We start from the raw sequence: 22558 nt of genomic DNA, 5'->3' as shown, positions 1-22558 counted from the left end.
CATGCGAAGAACGCCCCGGGCGGCGCCCCCCTGTTGGGGACGCCCCGCACACTCGCCCAGCAGGCCGGGATCCTCAGATCCCGTAACGCCGGTGCCGCGCCGCGTAGTCGCGCAGCGCCCGCAGAAAGTCGACCTTCCGGAACGCGGGCCAGTACGCCTCGCAGAAGTAGTACTCGGAGTGGGCGCTCTGCCAGAGCATGAATCCGGACAGCCGCTGCTCGCCGCTGGTGCGGATGACGAGGTCCGGATCCGGCTGCCCGCGGGTGTAGAGGTGCTCGGAGATGTCCTCCACCTCCAGCTCCTCCGCGACCTGCTCCAGGGTCCCACCGTCCGCGGCGCGCTTGGCGAGCAGCGAACGGACGGCGTCGGTGATCTCCTGGCGCCCGCCGTAGCCGACGGCGACGTTGACGAGTATCCCCTCGCGGCCGCGTGCCATGTCCTCGGCCTCGCGCAGCACCCGCCGGGTCCGCTCCGGGAGCACGTCCAGCGCGCCCACGTGGTTCACCCGCCAGCGGCCGTCCTCGGCCAGGTCGCGCACGGCGCCCTCGACGATGGACAGCAGGACGCCGAGCTCCTCGGGCTCCCGGTTGAGGTTGTCGGTGGAGAGCAGCCAGAGGGTGACGACCTCCACGTCCGTCTCCGCGCACCAGCCGAGCAGATCGCGGATCTTGGCCGCGCCGGCCTCGTGGCCCTGCTTCGTCGTGCTGCCCGCGGCCTTGGCCCAGCGCCGGTTCCCGTCCAGGATCACCCCGATGTGCTTGGGTCCCTGATCGGTGTCGAGCCTGCCCTCGACCCGCCGTGTGTACAGCCTGACGGCCAGCCGGCGCAGCTTGTTCCTCATGGTGTGTGTCAGCCCCTCCATGACCCTCTCCGTGTCCGGAACTCTACTGCTGGCACCGGGGCCCAAGAATCGAAACCGGTGGATTCAGCCAAGGGGCGCCGAGCCGGGCCGCCCGGTGGCGCCGCCCTCCCCGGAAAGGCCGCTCTCACCTGGAAAAGGCCGCTCTCACCGGAAACGAAAGCGGGCCGGTCCGTGGGGGGGGATTACGGACCGGCCCGAGGGGGGGGATTCCACCGTAACGCATCGGGGGCGGTGATGGCTGCACCTCGTGCCAGATTCAGGCGGCGAGTCCGCCGAGCACCAGGGCGAGCAGGGCGCCCAGGGCCATGAACGGGCCGAAGGGGACGGTCGAACCCCGCCCGGCGCGGCGGGTGATGACCAGGGACAGGCCATATCCGGCCGCCAGCAGGAAGCCGACGAATGTGCCGAAAAACACAACATCCCAGCCGTACCACCCAAGGGCGACGCCGATCGGGATCGCCAGCTTGACGTCGCCGAAGCCCATCCCCCGGGGGTTGATGAGAAAGAGGACGAAGTACACGGCGCTCAGCACCGCGCCGCCCAGCAGCCCCCGGAGCCAGCTCCCCCCGCCGCCGCCGGGCAGGGCCGCCAGTCCGAGGCCGACGACCACCCCGGCGGCCAGCGGCAGGGTGAGCACGTCGGGCAGCCGCTGCACGGCGAAATCCACCGTGCCCAGCAGCACGACCACCGGGACGGCGAGCAGCCAGACGACGAGTTCCGGCCGGCCGCCGACGGCGGCGGCCACCGCCGCGCACGCCCCGGCGGCCACGGCGGCGGGCCGCAGCGGCGAGATCCCGTAGCGCGCGCCGTCCGGGGGCGCCTCGGCCTCGGCCGCCGCGTTCACCGGGCCCGCCGGCCGGCTCACGCGGACCGCCGCGCAGTCGGCGCACCGGCCGGGGCCGACCCAACCGCGCGGCCGGCCCGCCAGCGGATGCCCGGCCGGGCAGGTGGAACGCCAGGGCTGTCCCGGCTCGACGGACAGCCGGTAGGCGGGCCGCGTGATCAGCAGCCCGGCCAGCGCGCCGTACCCGGCGGCGGCGGCGATCAAGAGGGGATGCACGGCCCGAGCGTAATGCGCGAACGACACGGGCCGGCCTGCCCGAGTGGGGGGGGAGGGCAGACCGACCCGTCGAAAGGGGCCGGACCGGAGCGGGGGGGGGTGGCTCACGGTCCGCCCCGCCAGCCGTCGCCGGGGTGGGAGTGACGACGCTGGCGCAAAACATGTCAGCGGCTGCCAACACGAGGGGAACCATACCGCACCGTTCTGAAGCGCGTGACCCCCTCGGCGAGACGGCCACTCAGCGCGTCCGGGCCCCAACAGCGCGGCGCAGAGCGGTGCCGTAACGGTGGCCGACCGCCCGTTGCGCGAGCCGTCCCAGCGGCCCCGCCGCCCGGGTGTACCAGGCCGCGCCGCGGCTGAACGCCGTCACCGTCAGCCACACCGAGTCGTCTGGCAGCCGTTCGACGAGGAACGCCTCCTCGCCGCTCGCCGGGTGCCCCGGGAGCGTTCCATACGCGAAGCCGACGCGTTCCTCCTCGCGCACCACCCATACGACGCGGCATGGCGCGCGCAGCCGGAACGGCCCGACGCCGAGCCCGACCACGGCCCGCACGCCGGGCGCGGCCTCGGGCGCGTCCGCGACCACCGTCGCGCCCATGCCCCGGTGCATGTCCCAGGTCAGCAGCGCCTCGCCGGCCGCGTCGCGCACGCCGGCGCCGCGGCCGATCCGCGTGCGTACCCGCATCAGGTGAAATCCCGGCGGCGGCAACGTCGTTGGATCCCGCGTCGCGCCAACGTCCTGGTAGGTGAAGTCCTCAGCGGTCATCCCGAACCCCTCTGCTCCCGATCCGCCTCCGGCGTCCTACGATGCACGTCACGCCGTCCGTTGACCCAGGGGGGAAGGACGCATGTCCTCGCACGAGACACCATCGCAGTTCAGCCCGCTCGGCCCCACGGATCCGCGGGAGGTGGCGGGATACCGGCTCCAGGCGCGGCTCGGCTCCGGAGGAATGGGAAGCGTATACCTCTCTTATACGCGCGGTGGACAGCCCATCGCGGTGAAGGTGGTGCGCGCCGAGTTCGCGGAGGACCCGGAGTTCCGCCGGCGCTTCGAGCTGGAGGTCCGCGCCGCCCGGCGGGTGCAGGGCCTCTACACGGTGCCGGTCCTGGACAGCAACACCGAGGGCGCCGCGCCCTGGCTGGCCACCGCGTATGTGCCGGGCCTGTCCCTGTCGGACGTGGTGCGGACCTATGGCCCGCTGCCGCCGGAGACCGTGCTGCTGCTGGTGGGCGGGGTGGCCGAGGCGCTTCAGTCCGTCCACGCGGCCGGGATCATCCACCGCGACCTGAAGCCGGGCAACGTCCTGCTGGCCGCCGACGGCCCGAAGGTGATCGACTTCGGCATCGCGCGCGCCGCCGACGTGACGGCCCTGACGGGAACGGACGCGCGGGTGGGCACGCCGTCGTACATGGCGCCCGAGCAGATCACCGGTTCCTCGGCCACGCCCGCGACGGACGTCTTCGCGCTGGGCATCATCACGTGCTACGCGGCCACCGGCACCCACCCCTTCGGCGAGGGCGCGGCCCACGCGGTGATGTACCGGATCGTCCAGGACGAGCCGGACCTGTCCCGGGTCCCCGAACAGTTGCGCCACCTGATCCACGCCTGCCTGGCCAAGAACCCGGCGGCGCGCCCGACTCCGGCACAGGTGATCGAGGCGTGCCGGGTGCTGTCGCCGGGGCAGACGCTGCAACGCCAGGAGAGCTGGCTTCCGGCGCCGGTGGCGGCGGAGGTGACACAGCGGCTCCACAACAGCCCACCCCTCCCCGCGCCGCCCACACCCCCCGCCGCCGCCCCCTCGCTCCCGCCCACCCCACCGTCGACTCCACCGTCCACCCCACCTCCGCCGGCCTTCTCCCCGGTGCCGGCACCCACCGGACCGCAGCAGCCGTTGCGGCCGCAGCAGTCACGCCGCCGGATGGCGGTGCTGCTGGCGGCGACGGCGGTGGTGGCGGCGATGCTCGGCGGTGTGCTGGCCGTTCAGGTCCTGGGGGACGGCGACAGCGAGACCCCCGAGGCGTCCTCGGACGACGACGGGTCCACGAGCACGCCGGGCGGCGGGGACGAGGAGCAGTCCCCGCCGGAGGAGTCGGAGGAGCCGGAGGAGGAGCCGTCCGGGGACGAGTCGCCGGACGAAGGGTCGACGGGGCCGGGCGACACGTCGGGGGACGGGGACCCGAACTCGCCGTATGAGGTGATCAGCGAGGGGGTGGGGTTGGATGTGGTGGCGCCGCTCTACACGCCCAATACGGATGTGAGCGGCAGCAACCGGTGCGGTGGGGGCAACCTCACCCTGGTCGACCTCGACGAGGTCCGGGTGCAGACCGCGCTCCTCAGCGGCGGCGACGTCTTCGGGGAGTACGAGTTCCAGTACGTCCACTGTGGCAACCCCAGCCTCGAAGGCGAAGGCATCGAGTTCCACTCCGAGGTCTTCGCCGGAACCATCGACTCGCGCGATGCCACGCCGGACGAGTGCTTCGAGGCCGCCCATGCGCCCACGTTGCCCAATGTGATCCCGACCGACGACATCCTCGCCAATCAAACCCTGCACGAGGACATGGGGATCTGTGTGAAGACCACGGAGGACCACTTGGCGATGATGTGGATCGAGCGCGTCACCGTCGATCCTTACAACGAGGATCTGCCCTCCTACACCACCAGCGTCACGGTATGGCGGGTCAACGACTGAGCGGCTACTCGTCAGTGGGCCAGGAGATCTCCACCCGGCGGTTCCGCTGCCGGCCCTCCTCCGTCTCGTTGTCGTAGAGGGGGTAGTCCTCGCTGTAACCGCGGACGTTGAACGCGATTCCGGTGGGGTTCTCGATGAGTTCCAGCAGCACCTGGTGGGTGTTGGCAGCCCGATCCGAGGAGAGGGTGACGCCGCTCTCGTAGGAGCCCTGGTCATCGGTGAAGCCGAAGATGTTCACCCGGCTGGGCTGGTGTTCGTTGATGGCGGCGGCCACATCGGCGAGAGCGGTGCGGGCGTCGTCGGAGAGCTCCGCGCTGCCCTCCTGGAACAGCACGTCGGTCTGCAACGTGAACTTGTGGGTGTCCCCCGTCTGTTCCTCGCGCTGCTCACCACCGCCGTTCGGCCCCTGCCCGCCGGGGTCGTCGTCACCCGTGTCACCACCGGTGGGGCTCTCCTCCGGCTCGCCGGGCGCGCTCTCACCAGTGCCGAGATCCTCGATGGCGAAGGTGATGTCCAACACCCGCGGCTCGGCCAGCGTGGCGCCGTCCGCGAGCATCAGCCCGGCCGCCTCGGGGTCGATGTCTGGCACCTCCGGCTCCTCATACCCCGGCGGCCGCTCGGTCTCGGAGTCCTCGTCGTCGGCCACGGCCGGAGTGCCGAAGGCCACGACCGCGGCTCCGGTCATCAGGACCGTGACCGCCCGGACAGTGTGGTGCAGCCCATACTTCACTCGGGGCCCCCTCAGCGAATCTCGATGGTGGCGGGCGGCATCTGGCCGATCTGGAAGTCGACTTCCGTGGTCTCAGGTTCGGGCTCGGGGAACTGGGCGTACCAGTTGATGGTGTCCCCGGGATCGATCCGCAGGCCGAAGTTGGTGCAGAGGCAGCGTCCCTCGGTGTCCCGGAGGATCAGAAAACGCCTGCCCTCCTCGTGGGCGACCAGGGTGGCTCCGGCCATGGAAAAGCCGTTGTCCGCCAGCTCGTTCTCATCGCCGGCCCACGCGGTGGCACGCCATTCGTCATCGCCCGCGTTGTGAATGGTCCCTTCGACGGTGAGGAAGCCACCCGCCTCGCGCTCCGCACGTGTGATCGCGAGGACGATGTCCTGCTCGCCGGTCACCTCGGCCAGAATCTCCGCCGCAGGTTCTTCTTCCTCCTCGTCATCCCCACCGGCCGGATCCTCCGTGGGGTCCTCGCTCTCGCCGTTGCTCTCCTGCCCGGAGGCGGACCCGCCGGAGCCGCCGTCGTCCTCCCCGCCCCCGCCGGAGCAACTGGCCACGGCAATCACCAGCGCGGCCCCAAGGGTCACCACGATCAAGATGAGGCGCGACTTGTTTTCACGGAGGTCCATCGGGCGCCATTCCTTTGCGGTCCATACGTCGGTGTGGTCAGTCTTCCAGGTAGACCTGGAACAGGTCCCGGGCATCCGGGAGATCTTCTTCGTCCTCCGGGTCGAAGTCCCAATCCGGAGCCTCGTCGCAGTCGAGCTCGACGCGTTCGTCCTCTTCGGTCGTGAGCTCGCACAGGCCGCGAATGACGGCGGTCGCCTCTGCCCGGGCCTTTTCGTCCTCCGTGCCCGGAATCATCGAATCCCCCATGGTCTCCCGCGTCTCCACGATCACGGTGATTCCGAGGCCCTCGTCGTCCGGGAAACAGTCGACGACGTCCGCGCCGTTGCGATCAGCCAGCCGCGGGGCCGCCTCGTCGCATGCCGCGGGAACGTAGAAATCCTCACCGCCAAGAATGTGGCCGAGGTCTTCTTCGCCCTCGCCGCCGACTACGCCGAGAAAGCCGTCGAACAGATGATCTCGGGCCTCACCTGCGGCTGCGAGGGCCGCCGCGTCGGCAGCGGACTGAGCGGCACTACGGGTGACCGCGGCCTGGGCGAAGGCGAAGCAGACGAAGGCCACTGCGAGAAGGCCGCTGACTATCCATATGTAAAGCGGGAATACCGCGCCCCGGCTGGGATCTACTCCTCTGAGGAACCGAGCACGTCCGCGACCGCGTCGCCTATCGCGTCCGAAATCGCCTCGTGCAGATCCAGCGCCATCACCGCACCCACCACAGCCGCGATCAGCAACAGCAGGCCCGCGTACTCCACGAACCCCGCCCCCCGGTCGGAGTAACGGCCGTGCAGTCGCTCGGCAACCCTGTGTCTCCAACTCGACAGCAGCCTGCTCATGGCGTCCCTCTCCTCCGGCTGACGCCGGTTCAGCCGGCCTTTCCTGGCCTTCGGCCCGCCGATTCGTTTCGTGGCGTGGCGGCGCCGGGCTGCGGGTGTGCCTTGACGGCGGCCGTATGAAGGCGGGATGCACCATGCCCGACCCCCTCCCAGCGGGCCAACGCGTACAGCTATCGGCACTGACTGTGCCACACGGCGCGCGACTTGGGCAGGGAGGGCCTGCCGAATGTGACCGGGCGCGTCCCCTCCGCTGCGCGCATGAGGCACCGTGCCCAACGGCCGGGGGAGCGAAACCAGCGAAACCCGTCCGTTATACGGCCTGCTGGTCGCCGCCCCCGCCGCCCTGGTCGCCGCCGCCCCCGTCCGTCAGGGTGCGCTCCAGTTCGGCCTCGAAGTCGTTGACGGTGGTGACGACGGTGTCCGCCATGTCGGCCAGGCCTGACAGTTGTTCGCTGATGTCGCCCCGGCCATCCTTCCAGCCGCTGACGAAGTCCTCGAGCGCGTTGACCACGCGCTCGTCGCCCATCGCGTCGTGGTACTGGTCGAACGTGTCCCCCGTGCGGTTCATGTACTCCTTGACACTCCGCAACTGGGGGGCGAATTCGGACAGTTCGGCGACTGGGATCGCGAGCCGCTCGCTGCTGTCGGGCATGCCCCGGCCTCCCCTCGTAGGAACTCATAGGAACTCGTAGGAATCAGATGAAGCGGAACGTGGACGTGATGGCGTCAAACACGTCGAAGAAGGAGTCGGCCAGATCCAGGACCTGGCTGCTGCCGGACACCAGCGCCACGGCCTGGCCGTCGCCCGGCACCGGGATGAACGTCTGCATCAGCACCGCCCGCACATGGCGCGTGTCTCCCGGCACCGGGATGTCCTCGATGCCCCGGGTGCGGGCCGCCACGCCGACGTCCTTGATGTCGACCGTGGAGACCTCGCGCCAGGCGTCGCCCGGCCTGCGGGCGACCTTCGTGCCCAACTGGCCGACGATCGACGCCGGGTCGGTGGGCAGGATCTCGCCGCTGGAGGTGCGCGCCCCGATGATCGAGACCGTCATCGACGCGGTGATCGGCGGGCCGCCGCCGAAGCTCTGCGCCATGCAGCCGCAGTACACCGCGCCGGAGTCCCACGCCTCGCGGGACTGGCGGCGCAGGAACGAGGAGATGACGTCGCGGTGTTCGGCCAGCTCCGGCTGGATGGCGATCCGCTCCTCCAGCATGCGCCGGATGCTGTCGTCCCGGGTCTCCGGGCGCAGGTCGAACTCCCACCAGGAGTCGGGGACCGAGATCCGGAACCCCTGGCGCTCCACGGTGACCGCGTCGGTCCACCTGTCGGCCATGGTTCAGTGCTCCTTCCGGCCCGGGGGCCTCGCTCACGCGGACAATCGCGGACAAAGCGCGGAGAAGAACTACTCGCGCAGCCCTTCCTCCAACTGCCGGTCCAGGTCCGCGAACCCGTCCGCCGCGCCGTGCAGGAAGTCGCCCAGGCCCTGGAGGGAGTCCATGGTCTGCTTCCCGCCCGTGGTGAACTCCTCGTAGGCCTGGTCGAACGCCACGGAGGAACGCGTCGTGACATAGCCGTCCTGCACCAGGTCGGCCACATACACCTTGAGCTGGTCGAACTTGGTGTTGAAGTCCTCCTTCGCTTCGATCAGCCGGTCCCCCGCGTCGCGCATGTCCTGATACGTGACGTCGACATCGCCTTCGCGACCCATGGGCAACACCCCCTTCCCACTAGCGTACGGGCGGACGGACCGCACCTCTCCTACGAGTTGGTAACAGGCGGTCCACGGCGGCGCAACAGGCCCTCGGGGTCAGTCGCCGTCCAGGATGCCGGTGAAGTCCGTTCCGGAGCCGAGGATCATGCCCGTGACGATGATGATCATGGTGGCGGGCACCATGAACACCAGCGTCGCCATGGTCGCCATCGGAATCGCGCGGGCGGCGCGGCGCCGGGCGTTCTGGGCGTCGGTGCGGCGCATGTCCCGGGCGATCTGGATGAGCGTGTCCGCGATCGGGGCGCCCAGTTCCTCGCCCTGCTGCAGGGCGGTGACGAACTGGTTGACGGGCTCGGAGTCGTTGCGGCGGCGCAGCTCGTCGAACGCCTGGCGGCGCGAGACGCCCATGTCCATCTGGCGCAGGGTGATGCGTATCTCGTCCGCCCAGGGCCCCTCGTAGCGGGCCGAGACCCGGTCCAGCGCCTGGCGGAAGCCGAGGCCCGCCGAGACGACGACCGCGAGCACGTCCAGGAAGTCGGGCAGCGTCCGGTCGATGACGTCCCGGCGGGTGCGGATGCCCTGCCAGATCGCGGCGTCCGCCGCGCACGCGCCGAACGCGAGCGACAGCAGGGAGAACAGCGGCCAGCCCGCCGCGTAGAAGATGACCGCGGTCACCAGCCCGAACAGGCCGTAGACCGCGCGGCGGGCGGCGTACCGGTCGATGGTGAGGCCGTCGGGGTTGCCCGCCTGGTCGATGCGCCGGCGCTTGCGGTCCACGGCCCGGCGGCCCATCAGGCGCAGCACCAGCGGCGCGAAGCGCATGCCGAGCCGGTCGACGACCGAGCCGGCGGCCGAGACGCGGGTGGAGCCGACCTCCAGCGCGAGCGCCAGGTCGGCGGGGAGCGGGGTGCCGGAGCGCAGCATGCGCACGGCCGTGATGATGCCGAACACGGCGACGCCCATGAGGAGTCCGAGTAGCAGTCCCACCGCGCCTGTCCTCCTAGACGTCGATGCGCCCGAAGCGGCGCACCACGATGAATCCGACGACGTACAGGCCGAGCGCCACCAGCATGGCGATCTGGCCGCCGGCGCTTCCGGTGACCCGGCCGAGGGCGCCGGGCGACATGGCGTTGATCATCAGCAGCGCGCCGAGGCCGAGCAGTGGCACGGTGACGGCGGTGGCGTTGATCTCGGCGAGCATGGTGCGCACCTCGCGCCGGGTCTCCTTGCGCTCCTCCAGGGTGGTGGTGAGGTTGCGCAGGGAGGCGACGATGGTGCCGCCGGCCCGGTTGGCGAGAACGAGCGTGGTGACGAGCACGGTCAGCTCGCGGGAGGGCAGCCGGGCGCCGAGCTCGCCCAGCGCCTCCTCCAGGGAACGGCCGACGGCGAGCTGATTGGCGACGTTCGCGAGTTCGGCGCCGGCCGGGTCCTCCATCTCCTCGGCGGCCATGGACAGCGCGGTGCGCATGGCGAGGCCAGCGGCGGTGCCGTTGGCGATGAGCCGGGCCAGTTCGGGGAGCTGGCTGATGAACTTCTCGGTGCGCCGGGCGCGTTGCCAGTTGAGGAAGAGGTTGCCGCCCCAGAGGGCGACGGCCGCGAAGACCGGGCCGAAGAACGGCGCGAGCACCGCGGAGCCGATGAGCCAGAGCGCGGCGACGGTGGCCAGCACATAGGCGGCGTACTCGCCGACGGTCAGGTCGAGCCCGGTGGCCTGGAGCTTCAGGCGCAGCCGGCGGCCCAGTTCGGTCTCGCGCAGCCGCCGGTCGAGCGCGTCGAATCTGCGGCGGCGGCCGGGCTGTCGCGCGGCGGACCGGGCGGCGTCGGCCGGGGCCGGGCCGGGGCCGGCGAGGCGGTCGATGAGGGCCTGCCGCTCGGCGCGGCCGGTGGCGTAGAGCCGGAGGCCGGCCACGGCGCAGACGAGCGCGAGCAGGGCCAGGCCGGTGGCGAGGAGGGAGAGGTCGCCCATGGGTCAGCTCGCTTCCCGGGTGGCGAGGTGGGAGTCGTCGAGGTGGACGCCGAACGCGGGCGGCACCTGTTCGCCCGCCAGATAGAGGCGGTCGGCGACGGCGCGCGGGACGGGGTAGTGCCGGAACCGGCCGTGCACCTGTCCGCCGGGGCTCATCGGCTCGGCCTGGAACTCGGCGACGGTGGCGATGCGGAACGGCTGCCGGCCGTGCGAGGCGACGATGGCGATCTCGGCCAGCCGGCGGGAGCCGTCGGGGTTGCGCACGAGCTGGACGAGCACGTCGACGGCGCTGTTGATCTGGTCGCGCAGCGCCTCGAACGGCACCTGGAGTTCGGACATGGAGGCGAGGGTCTGGAGGCGCAGCAGCGCGTCCTCCGCGCTGTTGGCGTGAACGGTGGCCAGCGAGCCGTCGTGGCCGGTGGACATGGCCTGCAGCATGTCCAGGGTCTCGCCGCCGCGAACCTCGCCGACGATGATGCGGTCGGGGCGCATGCGCAGGGAGTTGCGCACGAGGTCGCGGATGGTGACCTCGCCCTTTCCCTCGATGTTGGGCGGGCGCGATTCGAGGCGGATGACGTGGCTCTGCTGGAGCTGGAGTTCGGCGGCGTCCTCGACGGTGACGATGCGTTCGCCCTCCGGGATCAGGCCGCTGAGGGCGTTGAGCAGGGTGGTCTTCCCGGAGCCGGTGCCGCCGGAGACGATGACGTTGAACTTGGCGCGCACCAGTCCGGACAGCAGCAGCACCAACTGCTCGTCCAGCGTGCCGAATCCGATGAGCTCGGCGAGTGTGTAGGCGCGGGGGAAGCGGCGGATGGTGAGGGTGGCGCCGCTGAGGGACAGCGGGGGGATGATGACGTTGACGCGCTCGCCGGTGGGCAGGCGGGCGTCCACCATCGGATTGGACTCATCCACGCGGCGGTTGACGGTGGAGACGATGCGTTCGATGGTCTGCATGAGCTGCTCCTCCGAGGCGAAGCGCAGCGGCAGCCGCTCCACGCGCCCGGAGCGTTCGACGTAGATCTGGTCGGGGCCGTTGACCATGATCTCGGTGATGGAGGCGTCCTCCAGGAGCGGTTCGAGGATGCCGAGGCCCAGCGCCTCGTCCACGACGCGGCGGATGAGCAGGGCGCGCTGCTGGGTGGAGAGCACCGGCCCCTCGCGGCTGAGGATGTGGCCGAGCACGCGCTCCAGGCGGTCGCGCCGTTCGCTCATGCCGAGCGACGACATCTCGGCGAGGTCGATCTCCTCCAGCAGCTTGGCGCGGTAGGTCGCGACGAGCCGCCCGTCGTCCGATCCGACGGCGGCGGGCTCGTCGGGGGCGTGGACTCGTGATCGCAGGCCCATCGCTCGCTCCTTCACCTCGGTCAACCGGCTTCCTCACCCGGCTTCAGTCACACGGCATCGTCACGGTTCGGCTGGCCTCGCCGAAGTCCTCGATGAACGGCAGGACGGACGGCACGGACACGCGCGCCGTCACGGTGGCCTCCTCGCCGCAGAGCGCCACGGGGTCGATCTCGACGGTGAGCCAGTCGCTCACCGCGGCCTCGCCGACGGCCTCGTACTGGTCCTCGATATCCTCCTGCGCCGCGGTCCGGGCGGCGGCCCGGGCCGCGCTGCCGGCCTGAAGGGCGGCATACCCGGCGATGCCGAGCTGAAGCCCGGCGAGCGCGACGATGACGAGCAGCGGCAGCCAGCCGGCGAACTCGATCGCGGTGACGCCCGCGTCGCGGCGGCGGCGCCAGGGGGGCCAACGGCGCTGTGCGCGGGGGGCGTTCCGGACCGGGGTCATCGGCTCAGTCCTCCTCGGCCGCGCCGGCGGTGCCGGAGACGGTGAGCGGGAGGTTGAAGGCGCCGGGGAACATCACGGGCACCTCGATGTCCACGTGAGCCTTGCGGACGTTGCCCTCCAGGGGGCAGGAGACCTCGGCGGACCAGCCGCCCGGCAGGTGTTCGAGCGCGGCGGCCTCGCAGGCCGCCGCCTCGTCGCCGTCGGCTCCGGCGGCGGCCCGGGCGCCCTCGTCCGCCGCGTTTCCGGCCAGGGAGAAGGCGTAACCGATCAGAATGCACTGCCAGATGGCCGCCATCATCACGAGAATGAGCGGGAACAGCCCGGCGAACTCCACGAACACCGCGCCCCGGTCCCGCTCGCGCTCCCCCGGCCGGACCCTCATGACCGCCTGCCCCGCCGTCTGCCCCCGGTGGCGGCCTGCTCCGCGCCGGCCAGGCCGAGCTCGGCGGCCAGCGACCACATCGCGCGCCGCACCTGGCCCCGGCCGTCCAGGTCCTGGATGCGGCCGGCGTCCTGCGCCTCCTGCAACTCCCGGAACCCGGCCGGGATCACGCTGCGCGCCACCTGAGTGCCGGTGATACGGGAGATGAGCTGCGGCTGGATGGCGCTGCCGCGGCCGAGGCGGTTGACCACGGTGAGGGTGTCGGCCGCCTTGCGGATGCGCAGCCGGTCCCACATGCGGACCATGCGGTTCACCGCGCGGACCGAGATCACATCGGGGGTGGTGACGAGGAGGGCGGCGTCGGCCATCTCCACAGCCGCGGCGTTCGCGCTGTTCATATGGGAGCCGCAGTCCACGACGACCACGTCGTGACGCGACCTGACCGCCGTCAGCAACTGCCGCGCGGTGGCGTCGCTCACGTCCTCGCCGCGCTCCCCCTCGGCGGGCGCGATCAGCATCGACAGGCCGGTCTCATGGGTGAAGACGGCCTCGGCGAGGACCTGCGGGGAGATGTCGGCGATGCCCGCGAGATCGGCGACGGAACGGCGGAACTGGACGTCGAAGTAGGAGCCGACGTCACCGCACAGCAGATCGAGGTCGACCAGGATGACGCCCCGCTCGAACGGCCCCGACGTCTGGGCGGCCAGGGCCAGTTGAGTGGCGAGCAGGGTGGCGCCGACGCCGCCCTTGGCGCCGGCGACGCTGACGATCCGGCCGCCCGGCCCGGCCACGACCTCGCTGCCGGCGCCCAGGTGGCGGCGCATGCCGGCCGCCCACTGGGCGGCGGCGGCGACGCGGGCGCCCAACTCCTCGTAGGACAGCGGCAGCCCGGCCAGGCCGCGCGCGCCGGCGTCCATGGCGGCCGAGTACAGCCCGGCGGTGGGGTCGGCGGAGACGAGCACCACGCCCACCGCCGGGAACCGCAGGGCCACTTCGCGGATCAGCTCCAGCGCCGGCAGCGGGCCCATCCGCTCGTGGATCACCACGACCTCGGGCAGCTCGGCGACCGACTCGTGGGTGAGCGAGGCCAACGTGTCCAGCAGCGCGGTGGAGTCCGGGACGGCACGCATCGGCTCGCTGTCGGGCAACTGGCTGAGCAGCGTGATCAGGGAGCGGGCGGTGTCCGGGTCACCCACCGCGGGCAGAATGCGCGTCGTCATCGGTCCACCTGACTTCTACGGGGAGAGCTCGTCGATTCCGGTGTGCGGAGCGCCGACGATGTCACCAATGATGGTGTACGTGCGCTCGTCGGCCGGAATCTCCTCCTCGTCCCCGGGCGCCACGAGGGCGAGCCGGACCTGCTCGGCGAACGCCTCGGCGAAGGTGACACGCTGCGCGTCCGTGTTGTCCAGGGCGAAGGTGATGGGCACCGCCTCGGTGGCGTTGCTGTCCTCGTCCTCCACCTCGGTCAGGTCGCCGACCTCGATGACCTCGGCGTTGTTCACCATGAGCTGGACGACCTCGGTCTCCTGCGCCTGGTCGCCCTCGCCCTCCCGGACCCGGAAGGCGGCGTACATGTTGATCGAGGCGCCGGGATAGATCTTGCCGGCCACCCCGGTGGACGCGTCGATCATGACGGCGATCTCCTGCTGGCCGGGGTCGAGTTCGGGCCGGTCGGAGAGCATGTCGTCCTGGAGCAGGGAGCCTTCGGTGAGCGGGCCGACGGCGACCTGGTCCTCGATCTGCGCCAGGTCGGTCACGGCCGAGTCCGGTATGTACCGCTCGGGGATGCTGACCTCGCGCAACTGGTCGGCCGTCACCTCCTGGTACGGCTCGATGTCCTCGGCCAGTTCGTACGCCGTCCGCTCGGGACCGACCTTGGACTCCACGTCGTTGATCACCGCGAGCACCCCGGCGAACGCCCCGACGGCGAGCAGGACCGAAACGAGCAGCAGGAGGATGCCGCGTCGCTGGCGAGCGTTCATGAAGCGTGTCTACCCTCTCCGTCGTGTGTGCGGTCATCCCGCGCCGGGGGCGAGCGCCCGGCGCCGCGCTGTCCCTATGGCGCGCGGCCTGCGCTCCAGCGGCACCACGGGCGCGGAGCAGAAGGCGCAGCGGTCGCCGATCAGCGTGAGGCCGCACCAGTGGCACGCCTCCTGCCGCATCTGACTCACCATCTGGTAGAGCAGGGAGACATCCGGTATGGCGGCGGCGAACTCCACCAGCTTCGCGGTGGCCCACCAGGTGGTGGACTCGGCGGGCATCGGCACGGGGTGCAGCCCCTGCACCTGCCACTGGCGGGCGAGCCGGCCGGTGACCCACTCGCTGCCCAGGGTGCCGGGCGCGTAGGTGAGCGCGGTGGAGAACTGCGGCCCGGCGAGCGCCACATCGCCGTCGGCGCGGACGAGCTGAGGGGTGGGCCCGGCCAGCACGGCGCACTGGCCGCCGGGGTGGCGGGTGCCGTTGCCGGCGGGGAGGCTGACCGGCACGCGGTGCAGGCGCGCGCCCGAGGCGAGCAGCGCGCCGGCGTAGATGTAGTGGGCCAGCAGGCGCGCGGAGGCGCCCAGTACGCCGGGGCTGAAGTCGCAGGCGGAGAGCTGGCGGAGCTGGCGGACCAGCACGGCGGTGCCCAGCGGCGGCAGGGCGCTGGGCAGCAGGGCTATGCGGTCGGACTCAAGCATGGCCCGGACGGCGTGGAGGCGCTGGACGTAAGGGCGCGGGGTGGTGGTCGGGTAGAGCACGATGGCGTACCCGTGCCGGGTGAGCAGCTCGCTGATCTCGGCGAGCGCGGTGGGGAAGTCCTGGCGCTCCGGCGCGGTCAGCACATGGGCGCTGGGCGTGTGCTGGTCGGTGGGGGGCAGCACGAGGTCGGCGCTGGTCACCGCGATGGCAATCGGCATGCCGCTCCCCCCGGGCTGAACACCCGTCTCGATTAGAGGTGAGTCTGCCAGTTGGGCAGCTTATCCACTCCCCGGGCGGGGAAAACAGCGCGGATCCCGGCCGCTGCCTAGAAGAACGTGCGGATGTAGTCGGTGACCGTGCCGTCCCCCGCGACCAGGGGGATCAGCGGCCACTTCTCGAAGATCGTGCAGGGGTGCGACATCCCCAGCGCGACCCAGTCGCCCACCTGCGGCACGCTCTCGCCGGTGAGGAACGCGTGCTGGTCGGCGAGCCTGCTGACGGCCAGCCCGGCGCCGCCGCTCACCCGGCCCTCCGGCGTGCGCACCGCCTGCACCTCCGGCAGGCCCAGGTCGTAGGCGATGTCCCGCTTCCCGGCGTTGATGAGGGCGAGCGTGGGCTCGGGCCGAGAGACGACCTGGGCCCACAGCCGGAAGGCCGGCAGCAGCGAGCCCTCCTGGGGCACCCGGTTGAACGGGGTGACCTCCCGGTACCGGCCGTCGTCATGGCTGATGTAGGCGCCGGAGCGCAGCAGCCGGCAGGTGGGGCGGGACAGGTCGGGCAGCTCGCCGAACGCGGCGGCCACCACGTCGAACCACGCGCTGCCGCCCGCGCTGACGACGATCTCCTCCGCCGCCGCGAACCGGCCCGCCTTGTCGAACTCGACGGCCAGCCCGCACAGCGCGTCCATCCACTCCCGCACCGTGTCGGCGTCCGCGTCGGGCAGCTCGCCCTCGTAGCCCGCGACGCCGGTCAGCCGCAGCGTGGCGGTGGCGGCCACGGCGTCGGCTACCGTCGCCGCCTCCCCCGCGTCCCGCACGCCGGAGCGTGCGCCCGGCGCGCCCAGCTCGACGACCACCTCCAGCGGGCGCCCGGCGCCGGCCGCGGTCAGCGCCGCGTCCATCAGCTCGACGCCGCGCGCCGAGTCCACGTAGACCACACAGCGGAACGCCGGGTCGGCGGTCAGCTCCCGGGCCAGCCACGCCAGGGCCGCCGCGTCCACCACCTCGTTGGCGAGGAAGATCCGCCGCACCCCGAACGCCCGCGCCACGCGCGCCTGGTGGGGCACCGCGACCGTGATCCCCCAGGCGCCGTGGTCGAGCTGGCGCTGGAAGAGCCGCGGCGACATCGTCGTCTTGCCGTGCGGGGCCAGGGCCAGGCCGTGGCGGCTGGCGAATCGTTCCATGCAGCAGATGTTGTGCTCGACGGCCTCCGCGGAGAGCGTCAGCACCGGCGTTATGAACCCGCCGCTGTACAGGTCGCGCCGCTCGGCCGTCAGCTCGCCCACGGTGCGGCCCGCCGCGTCCGGCGGCAGCCCCTTGAAGCGGTGATCGACGATCTCGTCGGCGAGCGTGTCGAGCGACGTGGTCATGGCGACTCCGGGTGACCGAGTGAATGCGTGCGCGAGCAGTCCCCGACCCTACCTAGCACCCGGTACGGAGAAGGTCAACGGAGTGCGATCGGATGGTAACGCCGCCTCCGGCCCGGGCGTCACCCGCGTGGGCGAAAACACAGAGCGCGCCGCGTTACACGGCCGTAAGGTTGCGGGCATGCAGGTGATCCAGTCGACCAAGCTCGCGAATGTCTGCTACGAGATCCGTGGCCCGGTGCTCGAAGAGGCGCAGCGGCTCGAGGCGGCGGGCCACCGCATCCTGAAGCTCAACACGGGGAACCCGGCGGCGTTCGGCTTCGACTGCCCCCCGGAGATCCTGGAGGACATCCTGCGGAACGTGGGCACCGCCCACGGTTACGGGGACGCCAAGGGCCTGCTGTCCGCGCGCCGCGCGGTGATGCAGCACTACCAGACCAAGGGCATCCATCTGTCCGTCGAGGACGTCTACCTGGGCAACGGCGTCTCCGAGCTGATCCAGATGTCCATGCAGGCGCTGCTCGACGACGGCGACGAGGTGCTGGTCCCCGCGCCCGACTATCCGCTGTGGACGGCCTCGGTCGCGCTGGCCGGCGGCACCGCCGTGCACTACCGCTGCGATGAGCAATCCGAGTGGATGCCGGATCTGGCGGACATCGAGCGGAAGATCACCGACCGGACCAAGGCCCTGGTCATCATCAACCCGAACAATCCGACCGGCGCCGTATACAGCACGGAGATGCTGCGGGAGCTCACGGAGATCGCCCGGCGGCACCGGCTGGTGGTGTGTTCCGACGAGATCTATGACCGGATCCTGTACGACGACGCCGTGCACACGTCGACCGCCGCGATCGCGCCCGACCTGCTGACGCTCACGTTCAACGGCCTGTCGAAGAACTACCGCGTGGCCGGCTTCCGCTGCGGCTGGCTGGCCGTGTGCGGGCCCAAGGACCACGCGACCAGCTATGTCGAGGGCCTGACCATCCTGGCCAATATGCGGCTGTGCGCCAACATGCCGGCCCAGCACGCCGTGGCCGCGGCCCTCTTCGGCCGCCAGTCGATCGAGCAGCTTGTGCTGCCCGGCGGCCGCATCCTCGAACAGCGGGACACCACCTACGAGATGCTGACCCGCATCCCCGGGGTGACCTGTGTGAAACCGAAGGGCGCGCTCTACGCGTTCCCCCGGCTCGACCCCAAGGTCTACAAGATCAAGGACGACCGGCAGATGGTCCTCGACCTGCTGCGCGCCGAGAAGATCATGATCGTGCACGGCACCGGGTTCAACTGGCCGGAGCCGGACCACTTCCGCATCGTCACGCTGCCGCAGGCCAGCGAACTGGCAAGCGCCATCGAGCGGATCGGCTCCTTCCTCGACGGCTACAACCAGTACTGACCGTACTGAGGCCGGGCCCCGCACGCCGTCGTGCGGGGCCCCGCGCCGTCAGCCGTCGGCCCGTCAGCGGAGGCGGTCCAGCCGCTCACACAGCTCCCGGTACTCCTCCCACAGCCCCTCGGGGGCGCGCGCGCCGAACGTGCGCAGGTGGTCGGGGATCAGCGCGGCCTCCTGGCGCCAGACCTCGGGGTCGACCTCCAGCAGGAACGAGAGCTGCTCCGGAGTGAGTTCGAGCCCGTCGGTGTCCAGCTCACCGGCCGCGGGCAGCACGCCGATGGCGGTCTCGACGCCCTCGGCCCGCCCGTCGAGGCGCTCGACGATCCACTTCAGCACCCGGATGTTCTCGCCGAAGCCGGGCCAGACGAAGCGGCCGTCGCCGTCCTTCTTGAACCAGTTGACGTAGTAGATCTTCGGCAGCCGCTCCGGGTCCGGCGCGCGCTCGCCCATGGCCAGCCAGTGCGCGAAGTAGTCGCCCATGTGGTAGCCGCAGAACGGCAGCATGGCGAACGGGTCCCGGCGCAGCTCGCCGACCGTTCCCTCGGCCGCGGCGGTCTTCTCGGAGGCGACGTTCGCGCCGAGGAAGACGCCGTGCCGCCAGGAGAACGACTCGGTGACCAGCGGAACGGCGGTGGCGCGCCGCCCGCCGAAGAGGATCGCCGAGATGGGCACCCCGGCCGGGTCCTCCCACTCGGGGGCGATCGTCGGGCACTGCGCGGCGGGCACGGTGAACCGGGCGTTGGGGTGGGCGGCCGGCCGCCCGCTCGCGGGGGTCCAGTCCTCGCCGCGCCAGTCGGTGAGGTGCGCGGGCGGCTCCGCGGTCATGCCCTCCCACCAGACGTCGCCGTCGTCGGTGAGGGCGACGTTGGTGAAGACCGAGTTCCCCCACAGGGTGCGCATGGCGTTGGCGTTGGTGCTCTCGCCGGTGCCGGGGGCGACCCCGAAGAAGCCCGCCTCCGGGTTGATGGCGCGCAGCCGCCCGTCCTCGCCGAAGCGCATCCAGGCGATGTCGTCGCCGACGGTCTCCACCCGCCAGCCGGGCAGGGTGGGCCGGAGCATGGCCAGGTTGGTCTTGCCGCAGGCGGAGGGGAACGCGGCGGCCACGTACCGGGGCTCGGCGCCGCCGGGCGGCGTGAGCTTGAGGATCAGCATGTGCTCGGCCAGCCAGCCCTCGTCGCGGGCCATCACCGAGGCGATGCGCAGCGCGTAGCACTTCTTGCCCAGCAGCGCGTTGCCGCCGTAACCGGAGCCGAAGGACCAGATCTCGCGGGTCTCGGGGAAGTGCGAGATGTACTTGACCGGGGCGCACGGCCACGGCACGTCCGCCTGTCCCTCGGCGAGCGGGGCGCCGACGGAGTGGACGGCCCTGACGAACTGCCCGTCCTCGCCCAGCTCCTTCAGCACGGCGCTGCCCATCCGGGTCATGGTGCGCATGGCGACGGCGACATACGCGGAGTCGGTGATCTCCACGCCGAGCGCGGAGAGCGGGGAGCCGATGGGCCCCATGCAGAACGGCACCACGTACATGGTCCGGCCGCGCATCGCACCGCGGAACAGACCTTTCGTACCGGTGAAGATCTCCCGCATGTCGGCGGGGGCCATCCAGTTGTTGGTGGGACCGGCGTCCTCCTGCCGTTCCGAGCAGATGAAGGTGCGGTCCTCGACCCGGGCGACATCGGTCGGGTCGGAGGCGGCGTAGTACGAGCCGGGCCGCTTCTCGGGGTTGAGCCTGATGAACGTGCCCTTGGCGACGAGATCCGCGCAGAGGCGGTCGTACTCCTCCTGGGAGCCGTCGCACCAGACGACCCGGTCGGGCTCGGCGAGTGCGGCGATCTCTTCGACCCAGGTGATGAGCTTGTGGTGCCGGGTCGGGGCGTGGGCGGCGACGGGAGCGGCTGATGTCAGCGTCACGTTCGCTCCAGAGGGTTGAGGGTGGTCGAGCTGTACGCGCTCATCCGAAGAGCGGAGCGCTCATCTGATAGTGCCCCCTCGCCTCTTCCGTGTCCAGTGCAGCTCAGATGAGCGCACGCCTCTTTCAACACCTTGACATTCACTGACTTTTGGGAGTCACTATCAATTCACGGTGTCCCCGGAGGTGCCCCTTGGCCGACTCCCCGCAGGGCGACCCGCGCCGCTGGTGGGCGCTGGGCGCTCTGGTCGTCGCGGTGCTCGTGCTCGGGTACGACATGACCGTCCTCAACGTGGCCCTGCCGACCCTGGCCGCCGAACTGCACGCCGGCACCGGCGAGCAGCAGTGGTTCGTCAACGCGTTCCTCGTCGTCTTCGCCGCGGCCCTGCTGCCCGCGGGCCTGCTCGGCGACCGGTTCGGGCGGCGCCGGATGCTGGTCACCGGGCTGGTGATCACGCTGGCCGGCTCGTTCCTCGGCGCGTTCGCGGACACCCCGGGGGCGCTGATCGCCGCCCGCGGCGTGATGGGGCTGGGCGCCGCCCTGGTCAGCCCGCTCGCGGTGGCGGTCCTGCCCTCGCTCTTCGGCCCGGCGGAGCGCGGCCGGGCCATCGCCACGGTCACCTCCGGGCTGGCCGTGGGCATGCCGCTCGGCCCGCTCGTCGGCGGCTGGCTGCTCGACCGCTACTGGTGGGGCTCGACCTTCCTGCTCAGCGTTCCGCTGATCGCCGCCGGCATCGCCGCCTGCCTCCTGCTGCTGCCGGAGAGCCGGGACCCGGCCGCGCCGCGCGTCGACCCGGTCGCCACCGCGCTGAGCGCGGGTGGCCTCGGCGCGCTGGTGTTCGGCCTGATCGAGGGGCCCGGGCGCGGCTGGGACGATCCGGTGGTCCTCGGCACGCTCGGCGGCTCGGTCCCGTTGCTCGCGCTGCTCGTCGCCCATGAGCGCCGGCGCGCGCGCCCCATGCTGGACGTCGGCTTGCTGCGCCTGCCCGGCTTCGGCGGCAACGCGCTGGTCGGCGCCCTGATCAGCTTCATCCTCGCCGGGCTGCTGTTCGTGCTCCCCCAGTACCTCCAGGCGGTGCGCGGCCACGACGCGTTCGGCACCGGGATCCGGGTGATGCCCCTGCTGGCCGGGCTGCTGGTGGCCGCGCGCGGCTGCCCGCCGCTGGTCGGACAGTTCGGGCGGCGCGGTGTGGTGGCCACCGGGCTGGTGCTGCTGTGCTTCTCCGGCGTCCTGGGCAGCACCACGGAACCCGACTCCGGCTTCGCCCTGACCGCCGCCTGGATGACGGTGACCGGGCTCGGCGCCGGGCTGTCCCTGGTTCCCGCGATGGACGCGGCGCTCGGCGCGCTGCCCCGGGAGCGGGCCGGCGTCGGCTCCGGGCTGCTGATGGCCACGCGGCAGGTCGGCGGCGCGCTCGGCGTCGCACTGCTCGGCAGCCTGCTCGCGCAGGTCTACCGCGACCGGCTGACGACCGACGGCCTGCCGGCCGCCGCCGCCGCGACCGCCCGCGAATCGGTCGTCGCCGCCCACGCCGTGGCCGACCGCCGGGGCCTGACCGCGCTGGCGGAGTCGGCCGACGCGGCGTTCGTGCACGGCATGAGCGTGACGCTGTACCTGTGCGCCATCGCCGCGCTCGCCGCCGCGCTCGTGGCGGGCCTGGTGCTGGCCCCGCGGCGGGCCGGGGAACCGGTCGCGGCCCCCGCCGAGGGCGAGGCCCGCGCATGAGCCGCCCGCCCGCCGAGCCGACGGCCAGGACCGGCCTGCGCGAGCTGAAGAAGCAACGCACCCGCCGGGCGATCCGGCGCGCCGCGTACCGGCTCTTCGGCGAGCAGGGCTACGACGCCACCCGCGTCGACCAGATCGCCGAGGCCGCGGAGGTCTCCACCAGCACGGTGTTCCGCTACTTCCCCACCAAGGAGGACATCGTCCTCACCGACGAGGACGACCCCGTCCTGGAGGCCGCGCTCCGGGCCCGGCCCGCCGGCGAGCCGCCGCTGACAGCCCTGCGCGAGGCGCTGCGCGAGACGGTCCGCACGGTCTACGCGAGCCCCGAGTGGGTGGCCGAGGTCGAGCAGCGCATGCGCCTGGTCCGCTCGGTGCCCGCGGTCCGCGCCCGCCTGGACGAGAGCATGGCCGCCACCGGGGACCTGCTGGCCGAGGTCCTGGCCGCCCGCACCGGCCGTTCCCCCGACGAACTGGAGCTGCGGGTCTTCATCGGCGCGACGCTCGGCGCCCTGCGCGAGGTCCTGATGCACTGGGTCGCCCGGGGCCTGCGCGACGACCTGATGTCGCTGCTGGACCGCGCGATGGACGTTCTCGAACACGACCTGGCGGACTAGGGTCTGT

Annotated in this window: 24 protein-coding genes; 4 read left to right on the top strand and 20 right to left on the bottom strand. The window is 71.8% G+C overall.

Features of this window, described 5'->3' with window-relative positions; translation table 11 throughout:
• Positions 1–73: 73 nt before the first annotated feature.
• The 3 genes from RM590_RS07040 to RM590_RS07030 form a co-directional block, all read right to left on the bottom strand.
• Positions 74–862, bottom strand: a complete 789-nt coding sequence (locus RM590_RS07040) for an isoprenyl transferase (RefSeq protein ID WP_311703515.1) — start codon at positions 860–862, stop codon at positions 74–76.
• A gap of 256 nt (positions 863–1118) precedes the next feature.
• Positions 1119–1922, bottom strand: coding sequence for an A24 family peptidase (locus RM590_RS07035; RefSeq protein WP_311703514.1), 804 nt, complete (start codon positions 1920–1922; stop codon positions 1119–1121).
• Positions 1923–2160: 238 nt separating this feature from the next.
• A complete protein-coding gene (locus RM590_RS07030) occupies positions 2161–2688 on the bottom strand; it encodes a DUF1990 family protein (RefSeq protein WP_311703513.1) in 528 nt (175 codons plus the stop codon).
• Positions 2689–2770: 82 nt separating this feature from the next.
• Between RM590_RS07030 and RM590_RS07025 the strand changes: the two genes are divergently transcribed.
• Positions 2771–4612 carry a serine/threonine-protein kinase gene (locus RM590_RS07025; RefSeq protein WP_311703512.1) on the top strand — a complete coding sequence of 614 codons (1842 nt, stop codon included), beginning with the start codon at positions 2771–2773 and terminating at the stop codon, positions 4610–4612.
• Positions 4613–4616: 4 nt separating this feature from the next.
• Here the strand turns inward: RM590_RS07025 and RM590_RS07020 are convergent, their stop codons facing one another.
• The 16 genes from RM590_RS07020 to RM590_RS06945 form a co-directional block, all read right to left on the bottom strand.
• Entirely contained in the window at positions 4617–5297 is a 681-nt protein-coding gene (locus RM590_RS07020; RefSeq protein WP_311703511.1) for an OmpA family protein, read from the bottom strand.
• 56 nt (positions 5298–5353) lie between these two features.
• On the bottom strand, positions 5354–5962 hold the full coding sequence (locus RM590_RS07015; RefSeq protein ID WP_311703510.1) for a hypothetical protein: 609 nt from the start codon (positions 5960–5962) through the stop codon (positions 5354–5356).
• A gap of 37 nt (positions 5963–5999) precedes the next feature.
• On the bottom strand, positions 6000–6542 hold the full coding sequence (locus RM590_RS07010) for a pilus assembly protein TadG-related protein (protein ID WP_394813826.1): 543 nt from the start codon (positions 6540–6542) through the stop codon (positions 6000–6002).
• A gap of 38 nt (positions 6543–6580) precedes the next feature.
• Positions 6581–6793: a hypothetical protein gene (locus tag RM590_RS07005; protein ID WP_311703509.1), complete on the bottom strand. Its 213-nt coding sequence runs from the start codon at positions 6791–6793 to the stop codon at positions 6581–6583.
• 310 nt (positions 6794–7103) lie between these two features.
• The gene (locus RM590_RS07000; protein ID WP_311703508.1) at positions 7104–7445 is read right to left on the bottom strand and encodes a hypothetical protein; all 342 of its coding nucleotides are present in this window, start codon (positions 7443–7445) and stop codon (positions 7104–7106) included.
• 43 nt (positions 7446–7488) lie between these two features.
• The gene (locus RM590_RS06995; protein WP_311703507.1) at positions 7489–8130 is read right to left on the bottom strand and encodes a hypothetical protein; all 642 of its coding nucleotides are present in this window, start codon (positions 8128–8130) and stop codon (positions 7489–7491) included.
• A gap of 69 nt (positions 8131–8199) precedes the next feature.
• On the bottom strand, positions 8200–8505 hold the full coding sequence (locus tag RM590_RS06990; RefSeq protein ID WP_311703506.1) for a WXG100 family type VII secretion target: 306 nt from the start codon (positions 8503–8505) through the stop codon (positions 8200–8202).
• 99 nt (positions 8506–8604) lie between these two features.
• A complete protein-coding gene (locus tag RM590_RS06985; RefSeq protein WP_311703505.1) occupies positions 8605–9495 on the bottom strand; it encodes a DUF5936 domain-containing protein in 891 nt (296 codons plus the stop codon).
• A gap of 13 nt (positions 9496–9508) precedes the next feature.
• The gene (locus RM590_RS06980; RefSeq protein WP_311703504.1) at positions 9509–10474 is read right to left on the bottom strand and encodes a type II secretion system F family protein; all 966 of its coding nucleotides are present in this window, start codon (positions 10472–10474) and stop codon (positions 9509–9511) included.
• A 3-nt stretch (positions 10475–10477) separates the two neighbouring features.
• Positions 10478–11818 (bottom strand): CpaF family protein, encoded by a 1341-nt coding sequence (locus RM590_RS06975; RefSeq protein WP_311703503.1) that lies wholly within the window; start codon positions 11816–11818, stop codon positions 10478–10480.
• Positions 11819–11861: 43 nt separating this feature from the next.
• Positions 11862–12263 carry a TadE family protein gene (locus RM590_RS06970; protein WP_311703502.1) on the bottom strand — a complete coding sequence of 134 codons (402 nt, stop codon included), beginning with the start codon at positions 12261–12263 and terminating at the stop codon, positions 11862–11864.
• 4 nt (positions 12264–12267) lie between these two features.
• Positions 12268–12645 (bottom strand): TadE/TadG family type IV pilus assembly protein, encoded by a 378-nt coding sequence (locus RM590_RS06965; RefSeq protein ID WP_311703501.1) that lies wholly within the window; start codon positions 12643–12645, stop codon positions 12268–12270.
• Positions 12642–13865 carry an AAA family ATPase gene (locus RM590_RS06960; protein ID WP_311703500.1) on the bottom strand — a complete coding sequence of 408 codons (1224 nt, stop codon included), beginning with the start codon at positions 13863–13865 and terminating at the stop codon, positions 12642–12644. The genes RM590_RS06965 and RM590_RS06960 overlap by 4 nt, the downstream gene beginning before the upstream one ends.
• Positions 13866–13880: 15 nt before the next feature.
• Complete coding sequence (gene cpaB, locus RM590_RS06955) at positions 13881–14630, bottom strand: Flp pilus assembly protein CpaB (RefSeq protein WP_311703499.1); 750 nt, start codon at positions 14628–14630, stop codon at positions 13881–13883.
• Positions 14631–14663: 33 nt separating this feature from the next.
• Complete coding sequence (locus RM590_RS06950) at positions 14664–15545, bottom strand: hypothetical protein (protein WP_311703498.1); 882 nt, start codon at positions 15543–15545, stop codon at positions 14664–14666.
• Between the two features lie 107 nt (positions 15546–15652).
• Positions 15653–16915 carry an alanine racemase gene (locus RM590_RS06945; RefSeq protein WP_311703497.1) on the bottom strand — a complete coding sequence of 421 codons (1263 nt, stop codon included), beginning with the start codon at positions 16913–16915 and terminating at the stop codon, positions 15653–15655.
• A 178-nt stretch (positions 16916–17093) separates the two neighbouring features.
• Between RM590_RS06945 and RM590_RS06940 the strand changes: the two genes are divergently transcribed.
• Positions 17094–18305, top strand: a complete 1212-nt coding sequence (locus RM590_RS06940; protein ID WP_311703496.1) for a pyridoxal phosphate-dependent aminotransferase — start codon at positions 17094–17096, stop codon at positions 18303–18305.
• Positions 18306–18368: 63 nt separating this feature from the next.
• Here RM590_RS06940 and RM590_RS06935 read toward each other — a convergent pair whose 3' ends face one another.
• Positions 18369–20213 carry a phosphoenolpyruvate carboxykinase (GTP) gene (locus RM590_RS06935; RefSeq protein WP_311703495.1) on the bottom strand — a complete coding sequence of 615 codons (1845 nt, stop codon included), beginning with the start codon at positions 20211–20213 and terminating at the stop codon, positions 18369–18371.
• Between the two features lie 191 nt (positions 20214–20404).
• Here RM590_RS06935 and RM590_RS06930 point away from each other — a divergent pair, with 191 nt between their 5' ends.
• Together RM590_RS06930 and RM590_RS06925 are read left to right on the top strand one after the other, a co-directional pair.
• Positions 20405–21937: an MFS transporter gene (locus tag RM590_RS06930; RefSeq protein ID WP_311703494.1), complete on the top strand. Its 1533-nt coding sequence runs from the start codon at positions 20405–20407 to the stop codon at positions 21935–21937.
• Positions 21934–22551 (top strand): acyl-CoA-like ligand-binding transcription factor, encoded by a 618-nt coding sequence (locus RM590_RS06925; RefSeq protein WP_311703493.1) that lies wholly within the window; start codon positions 21934–21936, stop codon positions 22549–22551. Before RM590_RS06930 ends, RM590_RS06925 begins: the two co-directional genes overlap by 4 nt.
• Positions 22552–22558 lie beyond the last annotated feature (7 nt).

This window comes from Streptomyces litchfieldiae, assembly GCF_031845365.1.
GTDB lineage: Bacteria > Actinomycetota > Actinomycetes > Streptomycetales > Streptomycetaceae > Streptomyces > Streptomyces litchfieldiae.
The sequence above is the reverse complement of the archived record's forward strand: the minus strand, read 5'-3'. Positions and strand labels throughout refer to the sequence as shown.

Excerpts from the sequence above, each read along its gene's own strand:
- RM590_RS06975 (WP_311703503.1), bottom strand. The coding sequence starts at position 11,818 with ATGGGCCTGCGATCACGAGTCCACGCCCCCGACGAGCCCGCCGCCGTC.
- RM590_RS07015 (WP_311703510.1), bottom strand. The coding sequence starts at position 5,962 with ATGGACCTCCGTGAAAACAAGTCGCGCCTCATCTTGATCGTGGTGACC.
- RM590_RS06970 (WP_311703502.1), bottom strand. The coding sequence starts at position 12,263 with ATGACCCCGGTCCGGAACGCCCCCCGCGCACAGCGCCGTTGGCCCCCC.
- RM590_RS07020 (WP_311703511.1), bottom strand. The coding sequence starts at position 5,297 with ATGACCGGAGCCGCGGTCGTGGCCTTCGGCACTCCGGCCGTGGCCGAC.
- RM590_RS06995 (WP_311703507.1), bottom strand. The coding sequence starts at position 8,130 with ATGGCCGACAGGTGGACCGACGCGGTCACCGTGGAGCGCCAGGGGTTC.
- RM590_RS07025 (WP_311703512.1), top strand. The coding sequence starts at position 2,771 with ATGTCCTCGCACGAGACACCATCGCAGTTCAGCCCGCTCGGCCCCACG.
- RM590_RS07030 (WP_311703513.1), bottom strand. The coding sequence starts at position 2,688 with ATGACCGCTGAGGACTTCACCTACCAGGACGTTGGCGCGACGCGGGAT.
- cpaB (WP_311703499.1), bottom strand. The coding sequence starts at position 14,630 with ATGAACGCTCGCCAGCGACGCGGCATCCTCCTGCTGCTCGTTTCGGTC.
- RM590_RS06950 (WP_311703498.1), bottom strand. The coding sequence starts at position 15,545 with ATGCCGATTGCCATCGCGGTGACCAGCGCCGACCTCGTGCTGCCCCCC.
- RM590_RS06925 (WP_311703493.1), top strand. The coding sequence starts at position 21,934 with ATGAGCCGCCCGCCCGCCGAGCCGACGGCCAGGACCGGCCTGCGCGAG.
- RM590_RS06980 (WP_311703504.1), bottom strand. The coding sequence starts at position 10,474 with ATGGGCGACCTCTCCCTCCTCGCCACCGGCCTGGCCCTGCTCGCGCTC.
- RM590_RS06990 (WP_311703506.1), bottom strand. The coding sequence starts at position 8,505 with ATGGGTCGCGAAGGCGATGTCGACGTCACGTATCAGGACATGCGCGAC.
- RM590_RS06965 (WP_311703501.1), bottom strand. The coding sequence starts at position 12,645 with ATGAGGGTCCGGCCGGGGGAGCGCGAGCGGGACCGGGGCGCGGTGTTC.
- RM590_RS06945 (WP_311703497.1), bottom strand. The coding sequence starts at position 16,915 with ATGACCACGTCGCTCGACACGCTCGCCGACGAGATCGTCGATCACCGC.
- RM590_RS06940 (WP_311703496.1), top strand. The coding sequence starts at position 17,094 with ATGCAGGTGATCCAGTCGACCAAGCTCGCGAATGTCTGCTACGAGATC.
- RM590_RS07000 (WP_311703508.1), bottom strand. The coding sequence starts at position 7,445 with ATGCCCGACAGCAGCGAGCGGCTCGCGATCCCAGTCGCCGAACTGTCC.
- RM590_RS07040 (WP_311703515.1), bottom strand. The coding sequence starts at position 862 with ATGGAGGGGCTGACACACACCATGAGGAACAAGCTGCGCCGGCTGGCC.
- RM590_RS06960 (WP_311703500.1), bottom strand. The coding sequence starts at position 13,865 with ATGACGACGCGCATTCTGCCCGCGGTGGGTGACCCGGACACCGCCCGC.
- RM590_RS07005 (WP_311703509.1), bottom strand. The coding sequence starts at position 6,793 with ATGAGCAGGCTGCTGTCGAGTTGGAGACACAGGGTTGCCGAGCGACTG.